The organism is Kitasatospora sp. NPDC085464, from assembly GCF_044541955.1.
GTDB lineage: Bacteria > Actinomycetota > Actinomycetes > Streptomycetales > Streptomycetaceae > Kitasatospora.
The window spans coordinates 34,165-52,301 of sequence record NZ_JBITTM010000042.1 but is presented as its reverse complement, the minus strand read 5'-3'; the positions used below and the strand labels follow the sequence as shown (position 1 = coordinate 52,301).

The following is an 18,137-nucleotide window of genomic DNA, read 5'->3' as shown; positions in this document are numbered from 1 at the left end:
CCGTCTCCCAGGCGGTGGTTCGTAGCCACGGCAAACGGTTTCCACGGGGGGTGGACATGGCGGACGGCGGTGTCGTCCGGGCGGTGCTCGGTGTCGTCGGGTCGGCCGCGGGAGTGGCGGCCCTGGCCGCGGTGGTGCTCCGGGTCAGGCTGCGGGCGCGGATCCTGGCGCAGGGGCTGACGGCCCAGGCCCGGTGCCTGGAGACCTTTGTGACGACGGAGACGTGGGGAACGGGCTCCGAGCGGCACACGTCCACCGAACGGCACGTGATCATGGGGTTCCGCACCGCGGACGGCCGGGACGTCCGGTTCCGGGACCGCCCCGGCGCCCTGCGCGTGGTGGGCGACCGGGTGCCGGTGCGGTACCTGCCCGAGCGGCCGCAGCGCGTGGTGACCACCGACCGGCACCCGTCCGGGGTCACCGCTCCCCTGGTCGCGGGGGCCGTCGCCGGCCTGGTGGTCGTCGCCGTCGGGGTGCTCTGCGCCGTCGCCGGTCTCCGGGCCGTGCACGGTGAGGCGGACGCTCCGGCGCCGCTGACCTCTCCGGGCCCGCAGTTCCCCGGTCATCAGGTCCCCGGTCATCAGGCCCCGGAGCCGGGCTGGGTGCCCAGCGGTTATCCCACCCACGTCGTCTGCACCGCGGGGTCCGCCCACCCCCTGTGCCCCGGCACGTTCTCCGGCCCGACGTCCTTCCACTGAACCTCCGGGGCGGACGGGGCGCGCCCCGCCCGTGGGCCGTACCGGGTCAGGAGGTGGTGAAGGTGACCTGGTCGACGGTCCAGAAGGCGCTGTTGGTGCCGGTGTAGCGGAACTGGAAGCGGGCGGTGGTGGCGCCGGCCGGGACGGTGACGGAAAGGTGCTCGACGGTGTTGAGGTCGCTGCGGTAGGACTTCACCAGCTGCGGGGCGCCGTTGTCGAAGACCACGTACACGTCGCCGGTCTGCGGGCCGTCGACCTTGTAGTCCGTCGCGAAGGAGAGCGTGCCGCGGCCGGGGCCGGCCACCGGGTAGGCGGGGCTGACCAGGGTGGAGTCGAACTGGCCGGCGCCGTGCGCCTTGTCGTCCCACTCGTCGGAGTCGGCGACGGCGAAGACGTTGCGGGCGCGCACGTTGGTCTCGCGGGACTGGCCGAGCTGGGCGGCGGTCCAGAACTCGTCGGTGGCGAAGGCCCAGCCTCGCCACTCGGTGACGCCACCGCTGGGCATCCGGGAGTTGTCGATGTTCCAGCCGGCCGGCGGGGTGTGGGTCCAGCCCTTCACGGTGGCCGGGATGCCGCTCTCGTCGACGCGGGTCTGCAGGCTGGGGCGCAGCGCGTCGAAGGCGTCGGGGGTGATCTCGTCGATGGGCTTGCCGTCGAGCTGCCAGGCGGGGTCGATGGCGGCGCCCTCGTGCTTGAGGACGGCGGGGGCGATGTCGACCGGCTTGACGTCGTAGCGGCGCGAGCCGGGGGTGTGGCCGGTGCCGTCGGCGATCAGGAAGGTCTGGCGCTCGTTGGCGCTGTTGCCGCCGTGGCCGCCGGCGTCGGTGTGGCCGTGGTCGGTGGTGACGAGGATCAGCCAGTCCTCGTCGCCTTACGTGGGGCGGGACTTGACGGCCTGGACGACCTGGCCGACGAGGGCGTCGACGGAGTGGATGGCGGCCAGGTAGTCGGCGCTGGCGCCGCCGTGGGCGTGGCCGGCCTCGTCGACCTCGTCGAAGTGCAGGAAGGTGGTGTCCGGGTTGCCGTGGGCGAGGTAGTCGGCGGCGTCGGAGGCGGTCTTGGGGTCGTTCTCGCTCTCCGGGATGCGCAGGTCGGCGCGGCCGTTGAAGACGTTGGCGGTGATGGGGTTCCAGGAGCCTATGACCAGGGTGGAGGCGGCGGGGTCGGCGTTCTCCAGGCGGGTGGCGAAGTCGGGGTAGAGGTCGAATCGGGCGCCGGTGAAGGTGTTGTCCTTGACCTGGTGCTTGTCGGGCCAGGCGCCGGTGGCGATGGTCGACCAGCCGGGGCCGGACAGGGTGGGCGCCAGCGGGTTGGCGTAGAGGTTGCTGGTGGCGGTCGTGCCGGCGGCCATCAGGGCCTTGAGGTTGGGCGCGTCGGCGGTGAGCAGCTTGTCGTAGCGGGTGCCGTCGATGCCGATGACCAGGGTCTTGGCCTGCTGGGTGCCGTTCGGCAGGCCCTGGTACGAGCCGTCCGCGGCGGCCGGGGCAGCGGAGGTGGTGGCGGCCGAGGCGGCGGCGGACAGCGGGATCAGCGCGGCGACGGTGGCGGCGGCGGTCGCGATGGCGGCAGCGGTGCGGGTGGAGCGGGAGGTGCGCATCGGGGACTCCCAACTGGGCGGCGGGTCGGTGCAGTTGCACCGGCACCGAGGATGGGGCGGCCGGGCGAGGCGGGGCCCTCTCCGAATCCACGGTTGTATGAACAACCGCCGAAATTCAGTCCAGACCGGTTATCGTTCCGTGACCTTTCGCCCGGGCGCGGCCGGTCCACGGGCCGCTCGGTAGGCTTGCGCGGTGAACCACCCCACCCCCCGGGCCGGTGCCGAACCCGCCCGCGCCGGCGTGCCCGAGCACGGCCGGGTGCCCAAGTACTACCTGGTCAAGGCCCGGCTCGAAGAGCTCATCGCCGACCTGGGCCCGGGTGGCCGGCTGCCCACCGAGGCCGATCTGGCGCAGCGTCACGGCGTCGCCCGCGCCACGGTCCGTCAGGCCCTGCGCGAACTGCTGCTGGAGGGCCGGCTGCGCCGCCAGGGCCGCGGCACGGTCGTCGCCGGGCCGAAGATCGAGCAGCCGCTGGCCCTCACCAGCTACACCGAGGGCGTCACCCGCCAGGGCCTGCGCCCCGGCCGCACCCTCGTCGCCCTGGACCGCCTGCCCGCCGACCCGGCGCTGGCCGAACGCCTGGACGTCGCCGAGGGCGAGCCGCTGTGGCACCTGGAGCGCGTGCTGCGCGCCGACGAGGAGCGCGTCGGGCTGGAGTCCACCTACGTGCCCGTCGCCCGGGTCCCGGACCTGGACCGGGACTTCGACCCCGAGAGCTCCTTCTACGGCTACCTGCGCGACCACGGCGTCCACCTCGGCGCCGCGGACGAGCGCATCGAGACCGTCCTCGCCACCCCGCGCGAGGCACTGCTCATCGGCACCCCGCCCGCGCTGCCGATGCTCCTGCTCCACCGTCGCAGCCTCGACGCCGCCGGCCGCCCGCTGGAGCAGGTGCGCGCCCTCTACCGCGGCGACCGCTTCAGCTTCACCCTCGCCCTCGGCGCCCCGCCCGCCTGACGGGGCCACCCGCCCGAGGGACCGTCCGGGCAGGGCGGACACGGATGGAGTCGACGAGAGGGTCGCCCCGGACCTGCCGGCCCCACCTGTGGGCGGTCGAGGAGGACGTCGTCTGCGCCCTGCCGGCCGGCTGAGGGCCCCGGGCCGGGGCCGCCGGCTGTCGGAGGCGGCGCGTACGTTGTCCTCGTCCCCGCCCGCCGCAGCACTCACCGCACTCCCCGGAGACCGTGATGACCTCCGCCGCCGAGCACGGCGTCGCCCTGACCGAGCGTGCCATCGCCGCCGTCCTGGCCGATCCGCAGCGCCCCGTCCTCGATCACGACCGCTTCGCCGGCCCGTGGGTGGACGGGCAGCCGCGGCCGGTGCCGCCCGGGGTGCTGGCGGGGGCGGTGTTCCCGAGCGGGCGGCCGCTGCCGCCGAGCCTGCGGCGGTGGCTGGCGTTCGACTCCGGGCTGCTGCGGCGCTTCGGCTGGTTCGCCGAGGACGGTGGGAGCGGGGAGGGCGAGCGCAACGGGAACGGCGGGGGCAGCGGGGACGGCCTGGTGTTCACGCCGCGTCCGCTCGGCGAGATCGCGGCCGCGGAGTTCGGCGAGGGCTGGGGCCTGCCGTTCGGGGCGCTGTCGGAGCGCTTCGACGAGTGCTTCCTGTTGCCCGGCGGCTCGGACTCGCGCCGGGTGCTGGCCACCGGGGCGGCCGACGAGCACGGCGAGTACCCGGTGTTCGCGCTGGACGTCGACGACCTGCCCTGCATCGAGCTGATGTACCCGGGCCTGGACGTGTACCTCGCCGACACCGCCGGCCTGCCGGTGCGCCGCGGCCGGGGCTACTCCGCGCTCGCCGCCGACCCGGTGTACCTGCGCCGGATGCACGCCCACGCCCGCAACCACCTCGGCGGGCAGATGCACGAGTACTGCCTGGACTGGCCGGCCTGACGGTCCGGGAGCCGCCGGGGCCGGCCGGTGCGCGACCGGCCGGCCCCGGGCGTTCCGGGCGCGGCGCTCAGGTGCCCGTCGGCCGCCGCGCCGCCGCCGGCAGGGTGCGCAGCCGGCTGACCGGCGAGAGCACCAGGGCGACGACGACGGCCGCGGAGCCGACCGCGGCCACCGTCAGGGCGCCCCGGGCGCCGAGCCGGCCGGTGAGCAGGCCGGCCGACAGCCCGCCGAGAGCGCCGCCGCCGTACAGCAGGGTGCGGAAGGCCGCGGTCATCCGGCCCATCATCGACTGCGGGGTGACGGCCTGGCGGAGGCTGACGATGACGACCCCGGCCACGCCGAGGCCCAGGTAGGTGGTGAAGAAGGACAGCACGAACATCGCGAGCATCACCGGCCGGGGCCCGGCGGCGGCGGGGATCAGGCCCGGGCCGAGCAGCAGCGCGGTCTGGGCGGTCAGGTAGACCCGGCCGAGCGGGAAGCGCGCGATGACCCGCCGGGAGACCAGGGCGCCGATCAGTCCGCCGACGGAGGCCGTCGCGAGGACGGTGCCGAGGGCGGTCGAGCCGAGGTGCAGGTCGTGGGTGCCGTAGAGCAGGAACATCGTCCACACCGTGACCATCGAGAAGTTGCAGCAGAAGCCGACCAGGGCCAACGCCCGCAGCACCCGGTCCCGCAGGACCCAGTCGAGGCCCTCGCGCAGTTCGCGCCACAGGTGCCGTCGGGCGGCCGCTGCGGGGCGCGGTTCGGGGGTGCGGATCAGCAGCAGGGACAGGACGGACACCGCGTACGAGCAGGCGTCGACGACCAGGGCCGCCGGGGCGCCGAGGGCCGACACCAGGACGCCGGCCAGCCCGGGCCCGGCCACGTCGGCGGCCGAGGAGGCGGCGCTCATCTTCGCGCCCGCCTCGACGTAGTGCTCGGGGCTCCTGACCAGCACCGGCACGTACGACATCCAGCTGACGTCGAACACCACCGAGGCGGTGCCGACCGCGCAGGCGATCGCCATCAGCACGGGCAGGGTGAGCGCGTGCCACCAGTAGAGCAGCGGGACGAGGGTGAGCAGGAGCAGCCGCACCAGGTTGGCGCCGAGCATGACCGGCCGGCGCCGGGCCCGGTCGGTCCAGACGCCGATCAGCAGGGCGAGCCCGAGGTAGGGGACGAGCTGCAGGAAGCGCAGCAGGCCGACCTGTTCGTCGCTCGCGCCGAAGGCGCCGATGGCGGTCAGCGGGAGTGCGAGGTTGGTGACCCTGGGTGCCGAGCAGTGAGACGGTCTCGCCCAGCCAGAACCGCAGGAAGTCGGCGTTGTGCCACAGTCCGGGCAGCTCTTCCGCGACGGAGCCGGCGACGGAGCCGGCCGCCTTGACGGAGCCCCCGGCCTCACCGGTGACCGCATCCTCGCCGCTGTCCGCGCGGGCGTCCGCCGCGGCGGCGGAGGTCTCGGTCACCGGGTGCTCCCGGCGAGTTCGGCGACGGCCGCGGCCACCGCGTCGACCTCGTCCTCGGTGTTGTAGTAGTGCGGCGACAGCCGCAGGCACCACTCCACCTCCTTGTCGGCGAAGTCGTACTGGGCGAACTCCCGGTAGCTGAGGGCGGAGTTGATGCCGCAGGCGTCCAGGGCGGCCTTGAACGGATCGGCCTGCCGGCCCTCGACGGCGAAGGTGACCAGCGCGGCCGGGGCGGGCCCCCGGTCGAGGGTCCGTACGCCGGGCAGGGCGGCCAGGTGCCCGCGCAGCCGCGCGGCCAGGGCGGGGGTGCGCCGGGCGACGGCCTGCGGCCCGACCCGCAGGGCGTAGCGGACGGCGGCGGCGCAGCCGAGCACGGTGGCGTACGGGAACTCCCATTCCTCGAAGCGGGCGGCGGTGTCGACCGGCCGGTAGTGGCCGGGGGCGACCCAGCGGGCGCCGTGCATGTCGATGTGGAGCGGTTCGTGGCCGGCCGTGAGGACGCGGTCGGAGACGTAGAGGAAGCCGGAGCCGCGCGGGCCGCGCAGGAACTTGCGGCAGGTGGCGGTGAGCAGGTCGCAGCCGATCTCCTGGACGTCGACGGGGAGTTGGCCGACGGACTGGCAGGCGTCGACGAGGTAGAGGAGGTCGAGTTCGCGGCAGTGGCGGCCGATCTCGGCGACCGGCTGGACGAGTCCGGAGTTGGTGGGCACGTGGGTGGCGGCGACCAGGCGGGGTCGGTGGGTGCGCATCAGCGCGGCCATGGCGTCGACGTCGACGCCGCTGCCGTCGGCGTGGTCGGGGGCGTGCACGATCTTCACGCCGTGGCGCTTGCGCAGGGAGAGGAAGGCGATCTGGTTGGAGACGAAGTCGTTGCGGGTGGTGAGGACGGTGTCGCCGGGGCGGAAGTCGATCGAGGACAGGGCCTTGCTGTAGGCGTGGGTCGCGCTGGCGGCGAAGGCGATGTTGGCGGGGCGGGTGTTCAGGAGTTCGGCGAGCGAGGCGTGGAAGTCGGCGGTCTCGGCGGCGCGGGCGGCGGCGGCCTCGTAGCCGCCGAGGGCCGCTTCCAGGTGCAGGTGGTCGAGCATCGCCTGCAGGACCGGACGGGCCGTCAGTCCGCAGCCGGCGTTGTTGAAGTGGATCACGGTCTCGCAGCCGGGGGTGTCGGCCCGCAGGGCGGCGATGTCGAGGAGGGGGTCCGCACTGCCGGGGAGCGGTTCCGGACTTCCGGGGAGCGGTTCCGGACTTCCGACGAAAGCGCTATTGTCATCCTTCATGTCTGACGGTAGCAGTATCGAGACGCTGGTGGCGATCCTCCGGAGCGAGGTCGCCCGCCTGTCCCCCGGCGACCGCCTGCCCAGCAGCCGGGACCTGATCGCCCGTCACGGCGTCGGCCCGGTCACGGTCTCCCGCGCCATCGCCCTGCTGGCCGCCGAGGGCGCGGTGGTCACCCGCCCCGGCAGCGGCACCTACGTCGCCGCGCGCCGGCCCCGCCCGGCCGGCGGCGAGCCGGACACCTCCTGGCAGGAGGTGGCCCTGGCGGGCCGTCACGTCCCGCCGGCCGCGCCCGACGAGCAGCCGGAGCGCCTGCCGCCCGGCACCGTCGCGCTGTCCGGCGGGTACCTGCACGAGAGCCTGCAGCCCACCCGGCTGCTCGGCGGCGCCCTGGCCCGGGCGGCCCGCCGACCGGACGCCTGGCACCGCGCCCCGGCGGCGGGCCTGTCGACGCTGCGCACGCTCTTCGCCCGGCAGGTGGGCGGCGACGTCGGCCCCGAGGACGTCCTGGTCACCGGCGGCGGGCAGGGGGCGCTGTCCATGCTGTTCCGCGCCGTCGCCGCACCGGGCGACCCGGTGCTGGTCGAGTCGCCGACCTACCCCGGCGCGCTGGCCGCGGCGCGCTCCGCGGGGCTGCGCCCGGTGCCCGTGCCGATGGACGACCGGGGGCTGCGCCCGGACCTGCTCGCCGACGCCTTCGCGATGACCGGCGCCCGCCTGCTCTACTGCCAGCCCACCTTCCACAACCCCACCGGCACCGTCCTCGCCCCCGAGCGGCGCCGGCAGGTCGTGGACGTGGCGCGCGCCGCCGGGGCCTTCCTGGTCGAGGACGACTTCGCCCGGCTGCTCGGCCACGGCGGGCTCGTGCCGCGCCCGCTGGTCGCCGACGACGGCGACGGCACCGTCGTCCACCTCGGCTCGCTGACCAAGCCCGCCTCGCCCAGCCTGCGGATCGGCGCCGTCATCGCCCGGGGGCCGGTCATGCGGCGGCTGCTCGGGATGCGGCGCGTCGACGACTTCTTCATCGCCCGCCCGCTGCAGGAGGCGGCCGTCGAGCTGCTCAGCACCCCCGCGTGGGAGCGCCACCTGCGCACCCTGTCGGGCGCGCTGCAGCAGCGCTGCGCCGTGCTGGCCGACGCGCTGGCCCGCGAGCTGCCCGACTGGACGCTCCACCGGGTCCCGGAGGGCGGCCTGCACCTGTGGCTGCGGCTGCCCGCCCACCTCTCGGAGGCGGACGTCACGAGCACGGCCCCGGCCCACGGGGTGTCCGTCAACCCCGGCCGGCCGCACTTCCCGGCCGAGCCGCCCGCGGCCCACCTGCGCCTCGGCTTCGCCGCCGCGGCCGAGCCCGCCGAACTCGCCGAGGCCGCCGCCCGCCTGGCCGCCGCCACCCGCGCGAACTGACCCGCGCCCGGCCGGTCCGCACCCGGCCGCCCGCACCGGCCCACCCGCACCCGGCTGACCCGCCGTCCGGGCCGGGGGCGGGCGGACCGGGGGCGGGCGGACCGGGGCAGCCGGGCCGGGGCGGGGTCACCGTCCGTACACCCCGGCGCTCCTGACCGGCCGCCCCGTCGCGCTGCGTGCCCGCCGGCCCGCCGAGCTGCACGGGCCCGGCCGCGGCGGGAAGGTGGGAGACGGACGGCGCCCGCAGTCCGGCGGCGCGCCGCCGACGCGACCCCGGGACGCAGACATGGACCCGAGCCTCACCCCGGCCGACCTGGCCGCCGCAGCCGACCCGCACACCTTCGGCACCTACCTCGCGGGCATCGCCCCCGCCCCCGGCCACATGGGCACCGACCACCACCCCGGCCGTTCCTCCTCCGTCCGCACCGCGGAGTACGAGGGCCACCGGATCAGGGTCGTCACCACCTACGACATCACCGTGGACGACCGCCCGCTGCCCGCCGGGCTCGACGTGGACGACGACGGCGTGCTGTCCTGCCACGGCCTGCCCGCCTACCAGTTCTACTCCGCGGTGGACACCGTGAAGGCGCTGATCCGCCACTTCCCGGGCCGCTTCCGGGAGGGCCGCTGAGATGCCCGTCGTCCGGAAGAACATCCTCGCCGACGCGACCGCGCGCGACGACTACCTCGCGGGCGTCCTCGCGCTCAAGCAGGAGCGGACGGCCTTCACCACCGACCGACTCGGCGTCCCCGGGCCCTCCGCACCGGTGTTCACCTACGACCAGTTCGTGATCTGGCACTGCTGGACGATGATGACCCCCATCCCGCCGGGCGGCAGCCCCCGCAAGCGCAACGCCGCCCACCGCGGACCGGTCTTCCTGCCGTGGCACCGCGTGATGCTCGGCCTGCTGGAGACCAGGATCCAGCAGATCCTGGGCAAGCCCGACTTCGCCCTCCCCTACTGGGACTGGTCCGCCGACGGCGACCTCGGCTCGCCCAAGGACGCCACCGTCTTCACCGCGGCCTACCTCGGCGGCGACGGCGACCCGGTCTCCACCGGCGCGTTCGCCCACCGCCCGGACGATCCGGCCGCCTTCGCCGTCCGCATCGAGAGCGACCTCGACGGGATGCCCGTCCAGAGCGACCCGCCGCGCGGCCTGCGCCGCTCCTTCGCCACCGACTGGCCCACCCTGCCGACCGGCGACGAGGTCAAGAGCACGCTCGCCTACCAGCCCGCGGCGCCCGCCGCCCACCCGACCGACCGCTACGACACCCCCGGCTTCGACTCCTCCTCCCGGGGCTTCCGCAACCTGCTCGAAGGCTGGATCCCGCGCGATCCCGTCCGCCCGGTCCACATGCACAACCAGGTCCACGTCTGGATCGGCGGCGACATGGCGCCCGGCACCTCGCCCAACGACCCGGTGTTCTTCCTGCACCACTGCAACGTCGACCGGATCTGGGAGGGCTGGATGAACCGCTACGGCCGGTTCTACGCGCCCGACATGACCTTCCCCGCGGCCACCTACCGGGGCGAGCGGATCGGCGACCCGATCGTCTCCCCGCTCGGCCCCTCCGCGACGCCCGGGTCCGTGCTCGACATCTCCTCGGTCTACAGCTACGACGCGCTGCCGTGAGAAGGCCCCCGCACAACGAGCAGGGGCGGAAGTCGAAAACGACTTCCGCCCCTGCTCCTCGGAGCGCCGGGCCCGAATCGAACGAACCCCTCCCGCTGAAAGCGGGCGTGCTACCGCTGCACCACCGACGCATGTCCCGGCAGGACCCCGACCGCTTTCGCGATCTCGTCCTGCTGACGAGGAAGAAGTTACCAGCTCATGATCGGAAAAGGAAAACCGGCGGCCGGACCCCCTCCCGGCCGCCCTCCCCCGCCCACCCCGCACTCGTCGCACCGTCACCGTCCCCTTACGCTCGGGCCAGCCGCCACGAGGCCCGGTGCCCTCGGGCCGGGGGCCTCGCGGACGGGCCGCAGGACGGGCGCGCAGGAGGGAGCGGGAGCGTGGGCGCGGGGACGGCGGGCACGGGGACGGCGGGCGTGTTCCGGGGCGAGGAGGTGCCCGCGAAGGAGCGGTTCGACTGCTGGCGGGAGCTGATCGGGCGGACCCGGGACAGCGAGATGACCAGTGCGCACGCCGCCGACTTCCAGGCGGAGATGCGGCGCCTGGAGCTGGGCCAGGTGACCCTGCTGAGGTCCTCGTTCCCGCCCGCGCGGTTCCGGCGCACCGCCGCCAGGGTGCGGCGGTCCGACCCGGAGGTCTACCACCTGACCCTGGTGCTCGACGGCGGTCTGTCGCTGGCCCGCGACGACCGCGGCCCGACGGCCGTGTTCGGCCCCGGCGAGCTGTACGCGCTCGACAGCTCGCAGCCGTACGACGTCCGGGGCCTGGGTGCGCGCACCGGCGGCCGGGGGCCCCGCCGGGTCGAGGCGCTGGGCGTCGACTTCCCCGTCTCCGCGCTGCCGGTGCCGCCCGACCGCGCGCGCGAACTGATGGGGCGCGGCTTCTCCCGGCGCGAGGGAACCCCGGCCCTGCTCGCCGACTTCCTCGTCGGCCTGGACCGGCAGGCCACCCTCCTGGGACCGGCCGAGGCGCCCCGGCTGGGGACCGTCGTGGTCGACCTGGTGTCCGCCTGGCTGGCGCGGGAGCTGGACGCCGAGGCGGCGGTGCCCGACGACGCCCGCCGGCGCGCCATCGTCGAGCACGTGCGCGCCTTCATCCGGCGCAACCTCCACGACCCCGGGCTGACGCCGTCCGTGATCGCCGCCGCGCACCACATCTCCGTCAGCTACCTCCACCGCGTCTTCACCCAGCACACGCAGGGCGAGACGGTCGCCGCGTGGATCCGCGGCCGGCGGCTGGAGAAGGCCCACCGCGACCTCGCGGACCCGGCGCTGCGTGCCCTGCCGGTGCACGCCGTCGCCGCCCGCTGCGGCATCACCCGCCCCTCCGACCTCAGCCGGGCCTTCCGCGCCGCGTACGGGCTCTCCCCCAGCGAGCACCGCCACCGCGCGCTGTCCGGGCGCGCGGGCGGGTAGCGAAGCCGGGAAGCCACGGGGCCGGGAAACCGCCGGGCGGACGGGTGGCCGGCGAGTCGACACAGTGCCGTCGACGCAGTGCCAAGGAACTGTCGACGCAGCGCCAACGCGGCCGCGCCGCGCCCTGGCATCCTCCACGGGTGGACACCGGCGGCGTGCCGCCGCCGGCCGCCCCGCGCGGGACCGCGACGGACCGTGGGGCCCGGCACGCCACGGGGGAGCGTGCCGGGCCCCCGGCCGTGGAGCGGCGCCGGGTCAGACGTAACTGACCCAGCCCCGCAGGGCGGTGGTGTTCGGCGGGCAGTACACCCGCACGTTCTGGAAGGTCGTGTACGGGCCGGCCGTCCGCGTGGTGTTGTTCGAACAGCTCACGTTCACCCACCACTTGGTGGTGCCGGTGGCCGAGCAGGAGATGGTGAAGTACTGCTGGGTGCCGTCGCTGCCGAACGTGCCGGTGCTGCAGTTGACGCTCAGCACGGCGGTCCGCGCGGCGCTCTGCGCCCGGGCGGCCGGGGCCGCGACGCCCAGGGCCGCGGCGGCGGCCGCCGTCACGAGGAAGCCGACGATCCTGCTCCTGGTCCGGGTGCTCACGGTGGGTCCGCCCTCGGGGTCGAAGTGGCCGGGGTGACGTGCCGTCGCGCCGGGCCGCCGACCGTGTCCGTCGGCGCTGCGGCGACTCTAGGGATCCGCCCGCCCCGCGCGCACATGACGGCGGGAAACCCACCGCACCGCCCGGGGGCAGCGCTCTTTCCCCCGCTCCCCCGCAGTCCTGGGGCGCGGCGGTGCCCCCGGGACGGACGGGGCACGCCGGCGGGCCCGGGAACGGCCGGAAACGGCCCCCGCCCGCGGCCCCTCCCGCGCCCGGTGGGGGCGGCCGGTCAGCCGGCCCCGGCCGGGGGCCTGGTGGCGGGGGGCTGCGCTGCGGCGTCCTCGCGGGCCCAGGCGCCGATGCCCAGGCGGCCGGTGGTGCCCAGGTCGAGTTCCGGGGTGACCGTCACCGGGGCCGCGTCCGCGGTGGCGCGGACCCGGGCGTAGGGGGCGTTCACCGGGGCGCCGTCCCCGGTGGTGTTGCGCCACACCAGGGTGGCGCGGGCGCCTTCGCCGGGGCGCAGCGCGATCTTCTGCGGCGGGGTGTCGGCGCCGGTGCCGGTGGCGATCCCGGCGCCGCCGGAGAGCAGCCGCACCCCGTCGACGGGCCGGTGCTCGGCGTCGAGCAGCTGCAGTGCGGGGTAGCCGTCGAGGTTCACGGTGGCGGTGCCGCAGTTGCGCAGGTGCAGGCCGACCGCGCGCAGGCCCATCGCGGCGTCTCCGTCGTCGGCGTACAGCCGCAGGCCGGAGGGCGGGCAGGGGCCGCCGGGCTGCGGGGCCTCGGCGCTGGGCACGCTGCGGACCTTGACGATCTCCACCTGCGGTGTGGTGCCGGGCCGGGGTGGGGTGGGGCCGGGGAGGTCGAGCTGCCCGGCGGCGGTGGCTCCGGGGGCGAGCGCCGTGACGGTCCGGGTCACGTTCTCCGGCGCGCCGCCGACGGCCCCCGGGGAGCGGCTGAACACCACGGTGACGTCGTACGGTTCGGCGTTCGGGTTGGTCACCTCGTACTGCGCGCAGGCCGCGCCGACGGCGGTGATCCGCACCCCGTCCCGGGCGGGCCGGGAGGGCGCCGGGGTGCCGCCGGCGGGCGTCGGCCGGGGTGTTGCGCACGGCGCGGCGCCGCCGGATGCCGTCGGTGCGCCGGCTCCGGCCGCCGCGGCTGCGGCCGGGTGGGAGCCGGCCGGTTGGGAGCCGCAGCCGGTGAGCAGGGCGGCGACCGCGGCGAGGGTGAGGGCCGCGGCGGGCCGACGGGCCGTCAGTGCGGCGGCGGGCTTCTCGGACTGGCGCATCGGCCGAGTCGATCACGCTTCGCACCCGCACGGCTGTGAGCCGGGCCACTCGCCGTGCAACAGGTCTGCAATGGCCGCCGCCGGCTCCCCGTGGGCGTTCCGGGGAGCCGGCCTCGGCGTTGTGCTCCGGCAGGGCCGGGGGACGCGTCAGAGCCGCTCGGCGTCGAGGACCGCCCGGGCGAAGTCGGCGGGCGCCTCCTGGGGCAGGTTGTGGCCGACGTCGGCGAGCGTGCGGTGGAGGTAGGGGCCGGTGAAGTACTGCCGGTAGCCGGAGCCGTCGCCGGGGGCGGTGAAGGGGTCGCGCCCGGCGTCGAGGGTGACGGTGGGAACGGCGATGCGCGGCCGCGCGGCGAGCCGCTGCTCCAGCCGGTCGTAGCGGCGCTCGCCGTCGGCCAGACCCAGGCGCCAGCGGTAGTTGTGGATGACGATCGCCGCGTAGTCGGGGTTGTCGAAGGCGGCGGCGGTGCGCTCGAAGACGGCGTCGTCGAAGGCCCAGGTCGGGGAGACGGTCTCCCACACCAGGCGGCACAGGGCGCGCCGCTTGTCCCGGTCCTCCATGGCCAGGCGCCCGCGCTCGGTGGCGAAGTAGAACTGGTACCACCAGGTGTGCTCGGCGGCGGCCGCCAGCGGCTCCTTCTGCATCTCGACGTCGGTGACGAGGTACCCGCTGACCGACACCAGCGCCCTGACCCGCTCGGGCCACAGCGCGGCGACGATGTCGGCGGTGCGCGAGCCCCAGTCGAAGCCGGCCAGCACCGCCCGTCCGATCCCCAGCGCGTCCATCAGGGCGACGACGTCCGCCGCGACCGCCGCCTGCTGCGCGTTGCGCGGTGTACGGGCGGACAGGAAGCGCGTCGGGCCGTGCCCGCGCAGGTAGGGGACGATGACGCGGTAGCCCTGCGCGGCGAGCAGCGGGGCGACGTCGACGTAGCTGTGGATGTCGTACGGCCAGCCGTGCAGGCAGATGACCACCGGGCCGTCGGCCGGGCCGTCCTCGGCGTAGCCGATGTCCAGCACTCCGGCGCGGACCTGCGCCAGCCGGGCGAAGCCGGTCCGCCCGGCGGCACCGGCCGGCCCGGCCTGCGGCGCGGGGGCGGCGGGAGCGGGAGCAGGGCCGGTGGGGGCGACGGGAGCGGCCTCCGCGGACGCCGGAAGGGCGGCCAGGGACAGCGCGCCCGCGCCCGCCCCGAGCCCGACGGCCCTGGTGAAGGTGCGCCTGTCGATCATGCTCGTTCCTCCGTGGTGCAGCTCGCGTGGGCCGGCCGCGCGGACCGGCGGCCGGCACCACCCACTGTGGCCCCGACCGGCGATCACGCACATCGGTCACTTGACGCCCGGTCACCGCACGGGTGACGGACGGATGACTGCACCGCCCCGGGGCGCGCCGAGGATCGCGGGAGGGCGCGCGGGCCGCCCCGCGCGCCGGTGCGACGGCTATGACCGGTAGCGGTAGCGGATCCGGCCGCGGGTGAGGTCGTAGGGGCTGAGCTCCACCAGGACCCGGTCGTGCGGGAGGATCTTGATGTGGTTCTTGCGGACCTTGCCGCTGATGTGGGCGAGCACGACGTGCCCGTTGGGGAGTTCCACCTTGAAGTTGGCATTGCGCAGGCACTCGATGACGGTGCCTTCGACTTCGATGCCGTTCGTTGTCTTGGTCATGTCTCTCACCTCTCCGTTCGATGGTGGGGCGTCAGTGGCGGACGAGTTCGAGGGTGGCACCCGCGCGGCGGGCGCCGATGCCCTCGACCAGGGCGGTGGCGGCCGTGTTGGACTCCGCCACGTCGGCCCAGGCCGCGGTGGTGCCGCCGCGGTGCATCGATTCCAGTGCGTGGGCCAGCAGGGCCCGGGCGATGCCGAGGCGCTGGTGGTCGGCGCGCACGGCGAGCAGTCCGATCCGCGGGCGGCGCACCGGGGCCACCCGCAGCAGCCCGACGTAGTGGTCGCCCCGGCGGGCCACCGCGTAGCGGGCGGGGTCGAGCACGGTGGTGCCCGCCGGGCAGGGCAGCACCTGGGCCGGCATCGCCGGCCAGCCGATGCCGGCCTCGACCTCCGCGTGGATGACGCGGTCCAGGGCGCGCAGCGGGCCCTCCTCGGCCTCGCCGGCGGGCACGATCGTCACGCCCGCCGGGGGCCGTACCGGGCCGAGGCCGGTGGCCTGCGGGTCGGTGGGCAGGAGGTAGCCCCACTCGCGGCGTACGGTCGTGAAGCCGGCCCGCTGCCAGGCGGCCGTGGTGTCGTGGTCGGTCTCGTCGGTGACGGTGTGCAGCGGTTCCGGCAGGTCGGCGGCCATCGCGGCGACGAGGCGGTCGAAGACCGCGCCGTGCCAGGCGTCGGCGCTGACGAACAGCCGTCCGTCGGGGCGGCGCGAGGCGTCGCCGGAGCCGACCACGCGGTCGTCCTGGACGGCCTGCCACGCGGTGTCCGAGATCCGGGTGACCACGACCGCGGGGTCGTCGGTGCCCGGGGAGCCGTGCGGGGGCTGCGGGGACTGCTGGGAACAGGGGGAATGCGAAGCGTTCATGGTGTTGCCTCTCGGGAGTGCCTGGTCTGAGGCGCTCCCGGGCGACACCTGCGTCAATCGCCCGCCGTGGCGGAAAGGAGGAGCACCCACACGGATACAGCCTTCATGGGTGTCACCTCCTTGCGTTCTCTACACGGCTGCGCAGACGGTAGCAGCCGGCGGCGCGCCCGGCCAACCGATTTACCGGCCGGGCCGGTTGACGGACCGGTTGACGGACCGGTTGACGGACCGGTTGACGGACCGGTTGACGGACCGGGCGGGCCGGGCGGGCCGGGCGCCCCGCCCGCGTCCCGCAGTCTGAGACGCCCCGTCCCGTCCCGGCGGCTTTCTGCCAGCATGCGGGGCATGCAGCAGCAGCTGATTACCAGCGGCCGCGTGCCGGCACCGCGCCGGGAGGAGTGACCCTCCCCGGCCCACCGCCCGCACGCAGACCTCTCGCGCTCCGCGAGGGGTCTTTCTGTTTTTCCGGCCCGCCAGTCCCACCCACAGACAGGACCGTCGCCATGGAACACACCCGGCTCACCGTCACCCTGCGCCCCACCACCGGGACGCTCGCCCGGCTCGCCTCCACCCTCAACAACCACCGGGTCCTGGACCTCGCCTTCAGCGCCGTGGCGCCGGCCTCGGCGCGGGCCGTCGTCCGCGTCCCGGGGCCCGAGGCCGTGCGCGTCCAGCAGAAGCTGCGCCGGATGGTCGACGTGCTCGACGTCGCCCTGGAGCCGTCCTCCCCCGACGACGGCCCGGCCCCGCAGGCCCCCTCCCCCCGGCCCGCCGGAGTGCCCGCCGGGGCGGCCGCCGGGGTGCCGGCCGGAATGGCCGCCGCCGGCGGGTGAGCGGCGGGGCGGCCCGGCTCCCCCGTCCGGGCGGGGCGGCCCGGGTCAGGCGGGGCGGCTGGCGCGGTCGGTGATGTTGCGGGCCATCGCGCCGAAGACCAGGCCGTGGAAGGGCGCCATCGCCCACCAGTAGGCGTGGCCGGCCAGGCCGTGCGGGTGGAACAGGGCGCGCTGGCGGTAGAGCGAGCCGCCGTCCCGGCCGGGGGCGACCCGCAGTTCGAGCCAGGCCAGGCCGGGCAGGCGCATCTCGGCGCGCAGGCGCAGCAGGCGGCCGGGCTCGATCTCCTCCACCCGCCAGAAGTCGAGGGCGTCGCCGACCCGCAGGTGGTGGCGGTCGCGGCGGCCGCGGCGCAGGCCGACGCCGCCGGCCAGGCGGTCGAGGGTGCCGCGCAGGGCCCAGGCCGCCGGCAGGGAGTACCAGCCGTTGTCGCCGCCGATGCCCTCGACCACCCGCCACACGGCGGCGGGGTCGGCGGCCACGCGTCGTTCGCGCAGGTCCTGGTAGAGGCTGCCGCCGGCCCAGTCGGGGTCGGTGGGCAGCGGGTCGCTGGGGGCGCCGGGCAGGGAGGCGGAGGACCAGCGGGTGGTGACCTGCGCGTCGCGGATGCGGCGCAGGGCGAGGTCGACGGCGCGGTCGAAGCCGGTGAGGCCGGCGGGCGGGTCGGGGATCCAGCGGGCGATGTCGTGCTCGTGGCAGACCACCTCGTGGCGCAGCGACTCCACCAGCGGGCGGGCGAGCGGGCCGGGCACGGGGGTGACCAGGCCGACCCAGTGGCTGGACAGCGCCGGGGTCAGGACGGGCACGGGCACGATCACCCGTCGGGGCAGGCCGGCCGCCCGGGCGTAGCGGTGCATCATCAGGCGGTACGTCAGCACGTCCGGTCCGCCGATGTCGAAGGGCCGGTCGACCTCGGGCGGCAGGGCCGCGGCGGCGACCAGGTAGGCCAGCACGTCGCGGACGGCGACGGGCTGGATGCGGGTGTCGACCCAGCGGGGGGTGACCATGACGGGCAGGCGCTCGGTGAGGTAGCGGAGCATCTCGAAGGAGGCGGAGCCGGAGCCGATGATCACCGCGGCCCGCAGTTCGGCGGTGGGGACGCCGGCGGAGCGCAGCAGGCGGCCGACCTCGGCGCGCGAGCGCAGGTGCGGGGAGAGCGCGGCCTCGGGGACGCCGGCGGGCAGCAGGCCGCTGAGGTAGACGATCCGGGTGACGCCGGCCGCGGCGGCGGCCCGGGCGAAGGCGCGGGCGGCGTGCCGGTCGGTGGCCTCGAAGTCGGTGCCGGTGCCGAGCGAGTGGACCAGGTAGTAGGCGACGTCGACGCCGTCGAGGGCGCCGGGGAGGGTCTCGGGCCGGGTGACGTCGCCGGCGGCGGCCTCCACCTCGGCGCGCCAGGGCTGGTCGCGCAGGCGCCCGGGGTCGCGGGCCAGGCAGCGCACCCGGTATCCGGCGGCCAGGAGTTCGGGCACCAGGCGTCCGCCGATGTAGCCGGTGGCTCCGGTGACCAGGCAGCGCCGCCCGGTCGGGGTGGGCTCGTCCACCGTCCGCTCCTC

At 75.9% G+C, this 18,137-nt stretch carries 18 protein-coding genes and 1 tRNA gene; 8 read left to right on the top strand and 11 right to left on the bottom strand.

Going from position 1 to position 18,137, the window contains the following annotated elements:
* Positions 1 to 56: 56 nt before the first annotated feature.
* Positions 57 to 698, top strand: coding sequence for a DUF3592 domain-containing protein (locus ACIGG8_RS31870; protein WP_396552165.1), 642 nt, complete (start codon positions 57 to 59; stop codon positions 696 to 698).
* 46 nt (positions 699 to 744) lie between these two features.
* Here ACIGG8_RS31870 and ACIGG8_RS31865 read toward each other — a convergent pair whose 3' ends face one another.
* Both ACIGG8_RS31865 and ACIGG8_RS31860 read right to left on the bottom strand, forming a co-directional pair.
* Positions 745 to 1,257: a hypothetical protein gene (locus ACIGG8_RS31865; RefSeq protein ID WP_396552164.1), complete on the bottom strand. Its 513-nt coding sequence runs from the start codon at positions 1,255 to 1,257 to the stop codon at positions 745 to 747.
* A 312-nt stretch (positions 1,258 to 1,569) separates the two neighbouring features.
* Positions 1,570 to 2,295, bottom strand: a complete 726-nt coding sequence (locus tag ACIGG8_RS31860; RefSeq protein WP_396552163.1) for an alkaline phosphatase family protein — start codon at positions 2,293 to 2,295, stop codon at positions 1,570 to 1,572.
* 193 nt (positions 2,296 to 2,488) lie between these two features.
* Here ACIGG8_RS31860 and ACIGG8_RS31855 point away from each other — a divergent pair, with 193 nt between their 5' ends.
* Together ACIGG8_RS31855 and ACIGG8_RS31850 are read left to right on the top strand one after the other, a co-directional pair.
* Complete coding sequence (locus ACIGG8_RS31855) at positions 2,489 to 3,253, top strand: GntR family transcriptional regulator (protein WP_396552162.1); 765 nt, start codon at positions 2,489 to 2,491, stop codon at positions 3,251 to 3,253.
* A 230-nt stretch (positions 3,254 to 3,483) separates the two neighbouring features.
* Positions 3,484 to 4,185 (top strand): hypothetical protein, encoded by a 702-nt coding sequence (locus tag ACIGG8_RS31850; RefSeq protein ID WP_396552161.1) that lies wholly within the window; start codon positions 3,484 to 3,486, stop codon positions 4,183 to 4,185.
* A 67-nt stretch (positions 4,186 to 4,252) separates the two neighbouring features.
* On the opposite strand, the gene ACIGG8_RS31845 is transcribed toward ACIGG8_RS31850, so the two are convergent.
* A complete protein-coding gene (locus ACIGG8_RS31845; RefSeq protein WP_396552160.1) occupies positions 4,253 to 5,566 on the bottom strand; it encodes an MFS transporter in 1,314 nt (437 codons plus the stop codon).
* Positions 5,567 to 5,626: 60 nt separating this feature from the next.
* Complete coding sequence (locus ACIGG8_RS31840) at positions 5,627 to 6,904, bottom strand: aminotransferase class V-fold PLP-dependent enzyme (protein WP_396552159.1); 1,278 nt, start codon at positions 6,902 to 6,904, stop codon at positions 5,627 to 5,629.
* Between ACIGG8_RS31840 and ACIGG8_RS31835 the strand changes: the two genes are divergently transcribed.
* The 3 genes from ACIGG8_RS31835 (at position 6,903) to ACIGG8_RS31825 (ending at position 9,940) form a co-directional block, all read left to right on the top strand.
* A complete protein-coding gene (locus ACIGG8_RS31835) occupies positions 6,903 to 8,306 on the top strand; it encodes a PLP-dependent aminotransferase family protein (protein WP_396552158.1) in 1,404 nt (467 codons plus the stop codon). The genes ACIGG8_RS31840 and ACIGG8_RS31835 overlap by 2 nt on opposite strands.
* A gap of 286 nt (positions 8,307 to 8,592) precedes the next feature.
* Complete coding sequence (locus tag ACIGG8_RS31830; protein WP_396552157.1) at positions 8,593 to 8,937, top strand: hypothetical protein; 345 nt, start codon at positions 8,593 to 8,595, stop codon at positions 8,935 to 8,937.
* A 1-nt stretch (position 8,938) separates the two neighbouring features.
* On the top strand, positions 8,939 to 9,940 hold the full coding sequence (locus tag ACIGG8_RS31825) for a tyrosinase family protein (protein WP_396552156.1): 1,002 nt from the start codon (positions 8,939 to 8,941) through the stop codon (positions 9,938 to 9,940).
* A gap of 62 nt (positions 9,941 to 10,002) precedes the next feature.
* Here the strand turns inward: ACIGG8_RS31825 and ACIGG8_RS31820 are convergent.
* A tRNA-Glu gene (locus tag ACIGG8_RS31820) sits at positions 10,003 to 10,071 on the bottom strand.
* A gap of 285 nt (positions 10,072 to 10,356) precedes the next feature.
* On the opposite strand from ACIGG8_RS31820, the gene ACIGG8_RS31815 reads away from it, so the two are divergent.
* A complete protein-coding gene (locus tag ACIGG8_RS31815) occupies positions 10,357 to 11,355 on the top strand; it encodes an AraC family transcriptional regulator (RefSeq protein WP_396552194.1) in 999 nt (332 codons plus the stop codon).
* A 255-nt stretch (positions 11,356 to 11,610) separates the two neighbouring features.
* Here the strand turns inward: ACIGG8_RS31815 and ACIGG8_RS31810 are convergent, their stop codons facing one another.
* The 5 genes from ACIGG8_RS31810 to ACIGG8_RS31790 form a co-directional block, all read right to left on the bottom strand.
* Positions 11,611 to 11,946 carry a hypothetical protein gene (locus tag ACIGG8_RS31810; protein WP_396552155.1) on the bottom strand — a complete coding sequence of 112 codons (336 nt, stop codon included), beginning with the start codon at positions 11,944 to 11,946 and terminating at the stop codon, positions 11,611 to 11,613.
* A gap of 287 nt (positions 11,947 to 12,233) precedes the next feature.
* Positions 12,234 to 13,232, bottom strand: a complete 999-nt coding sequence (locus ACIGG8_RS31805) for a DUF4232 domain-containing protein (RefSeq protein WP_396552154.1) — start codon at positions 13,230 to 13,232, stop codon at positions 12,234 to 12,236.
* A 147-nt stretch (positions 13,233 to 13,379) separates the two neighbouring features.
* Positions 13,380 to 14,459, bottom strand: coding sequence for an alpha/beta fold hydrolase (locus tag ACIGG8_RS31800; RefSeq protein ID WP_396552153.1), 1,080 nt, complete (start codon positions 14,457 to 14,459; stop codon positions 13,380 to 13,382).
* A gap of 207 nt (positions 14,460 to 14,666) precedes the next feature.
* The gene (gene infA, locus ACIGG8_RS31795; protein WP_350519557.1) at positions 14,667 to 14,891 is read right to left on the bottom strand and encodes a translation initiation factor IF-1; all 225 of its coding nucleotides are present in this window, start codon (positions 14,889 to 14,891) and stop codon (positions 14,667 to 14,669) included.
* A gap of 31 nt (positions 14,892 to 14,922) precedes the next feature.
* Positions 14,923 to 15,753 (bottom strand): GNAT family N-acetyltransferase, encoded by an 831-nt coding sequence (locus ACIGG8_RS31790; RefSeq protein ID WP_396552152.1) that lies wholly within the window; start codon positions 15,751 to 15,753, stop codon positions 14,923 to 14,925.
* 503 nt (positions 15,754 to 16,256) lie between these two features.
* On the opposite strand from ACIGG8_RS31790, the gene ACIGG8_RS31785 reads away from it, so the two are divergent.
* A complete protein-coding gene (locus ACIGG8_RS31785) occupies positions 16,257 to 16,586 on the top strand; it encodes a hypothetical protein (RefSeq protein WP_396552151.1) in 330 nt (109 codons plus the stop codon).
* Positions 16,587 to 16,631: 45 nt separating this feature from the next.
* Here the strand turns inward: ACIGG8_RS31785 and ACIGG8_RS31780 are convergent, their stop codons facing one another.
* Positions 16,632 to 18,125 carry an SDR family oxidoreductase gene (locus ACIGG8_RS31780; RefSeq protein ID WP_396552150.1) on the bottom strand — a complete coding sequence of 498 codons (1,494 nt, stop codon included), beginning with the start codon at positions 18,123 to 18,125 and terminating at the stop codon, positions 16,632 to 16,634.
* Positions 18,126 to 18,137 lie beyond the last annotated feature (12 nt).

Bases quoted from the DNA above. Each gene is read 5' to 3' on its own strand.
- ACIGG8_RS31805 (WP_396552154.1), bottom strand. From the start codon at position 13,232: ATGCGCCAGTCCGAGAAGCCCGCCGCCGCACTGACGGCCCGTCGGCCC.
- ACIGG8_RS31785 (WP_396552151.1), top strand. From the start codon at position 16,257: ATGGAACACACCCGGCTCACCGTCACCCTGCGCCCCACCACCGGGACG.
- ACIGG8_RS31835 (WP_396552158.1), top strand. From the start codon at position 6,903: ATGTCTGACGGTAGCAGTATCGAGACGCTGGTGGCGATCCTCCGGAGC.
- infA (WP_350519557.1), bottom strand. From the start codon at position 14,891: ATGACCAAGACAACGAACGGCATCGAAGTCGAAGGCACCGTCATCGAG.
- ACIGG8_RS31860 (WP_396552163.1), bottom strand. From the start codon at position 2,295: ATGCGCACCTCCCGCTCCACCCGCACCGCTGCCGCCATCGCGACCGCC.
- ACIGG8_RS31850 (WP_396552161.1), top strand. From the start codon at position 3,484: ATGACCTCCGCCGCCGAGCACGGCGTCGCCCTGACCGAGCGTGCCATC.
- ACIGG8_RS31825 (WP_396552156.1), top strand. From the start codon at position 8,939: ATGCCCGTCGTCCGGAAGAACATCCTCGCCGACGCGACCGCGCGCGAC.
- ACIGG8_RS31840 (WP_396552159.1), bottom strand. From the start codon at position 6,904: ATGAAGGATGACAATAGCGCTTTCGTCGGAAGTCCGGAACCGCTCCCC.
- ACIGG8_RS31790 (WP_396552152.1), bottom strand. From the start codon at position 15,753: ATGAACGCTTCGCATTCCCCCTGTTCCCAGCAGTCCCCGCAGCCCCCG.
- ACIGG8_RS31800 (WP_396552153.1), bottom strand. From the start codon at position 14,459: ATGATCGACAGGCGCACCTTCACCAGGGCCGTCGGGCTCGGGGCGGGC.
- ACIGG8_RS31870 (WP_396552165.1), top strand. From the start codon at position 57: ATGGCGGACGGCGGTGTCGTCCGGGCGGTGCTCGGTGTCGTCGGGTCG.
- ACIGG8_RS31830 (WP_396552157.1), top strand. From the start codon at position 8,593: ATGGACCCGAGCCTCACCCCGGCCGACCTGGCCGCCGCAGCCGACCCG.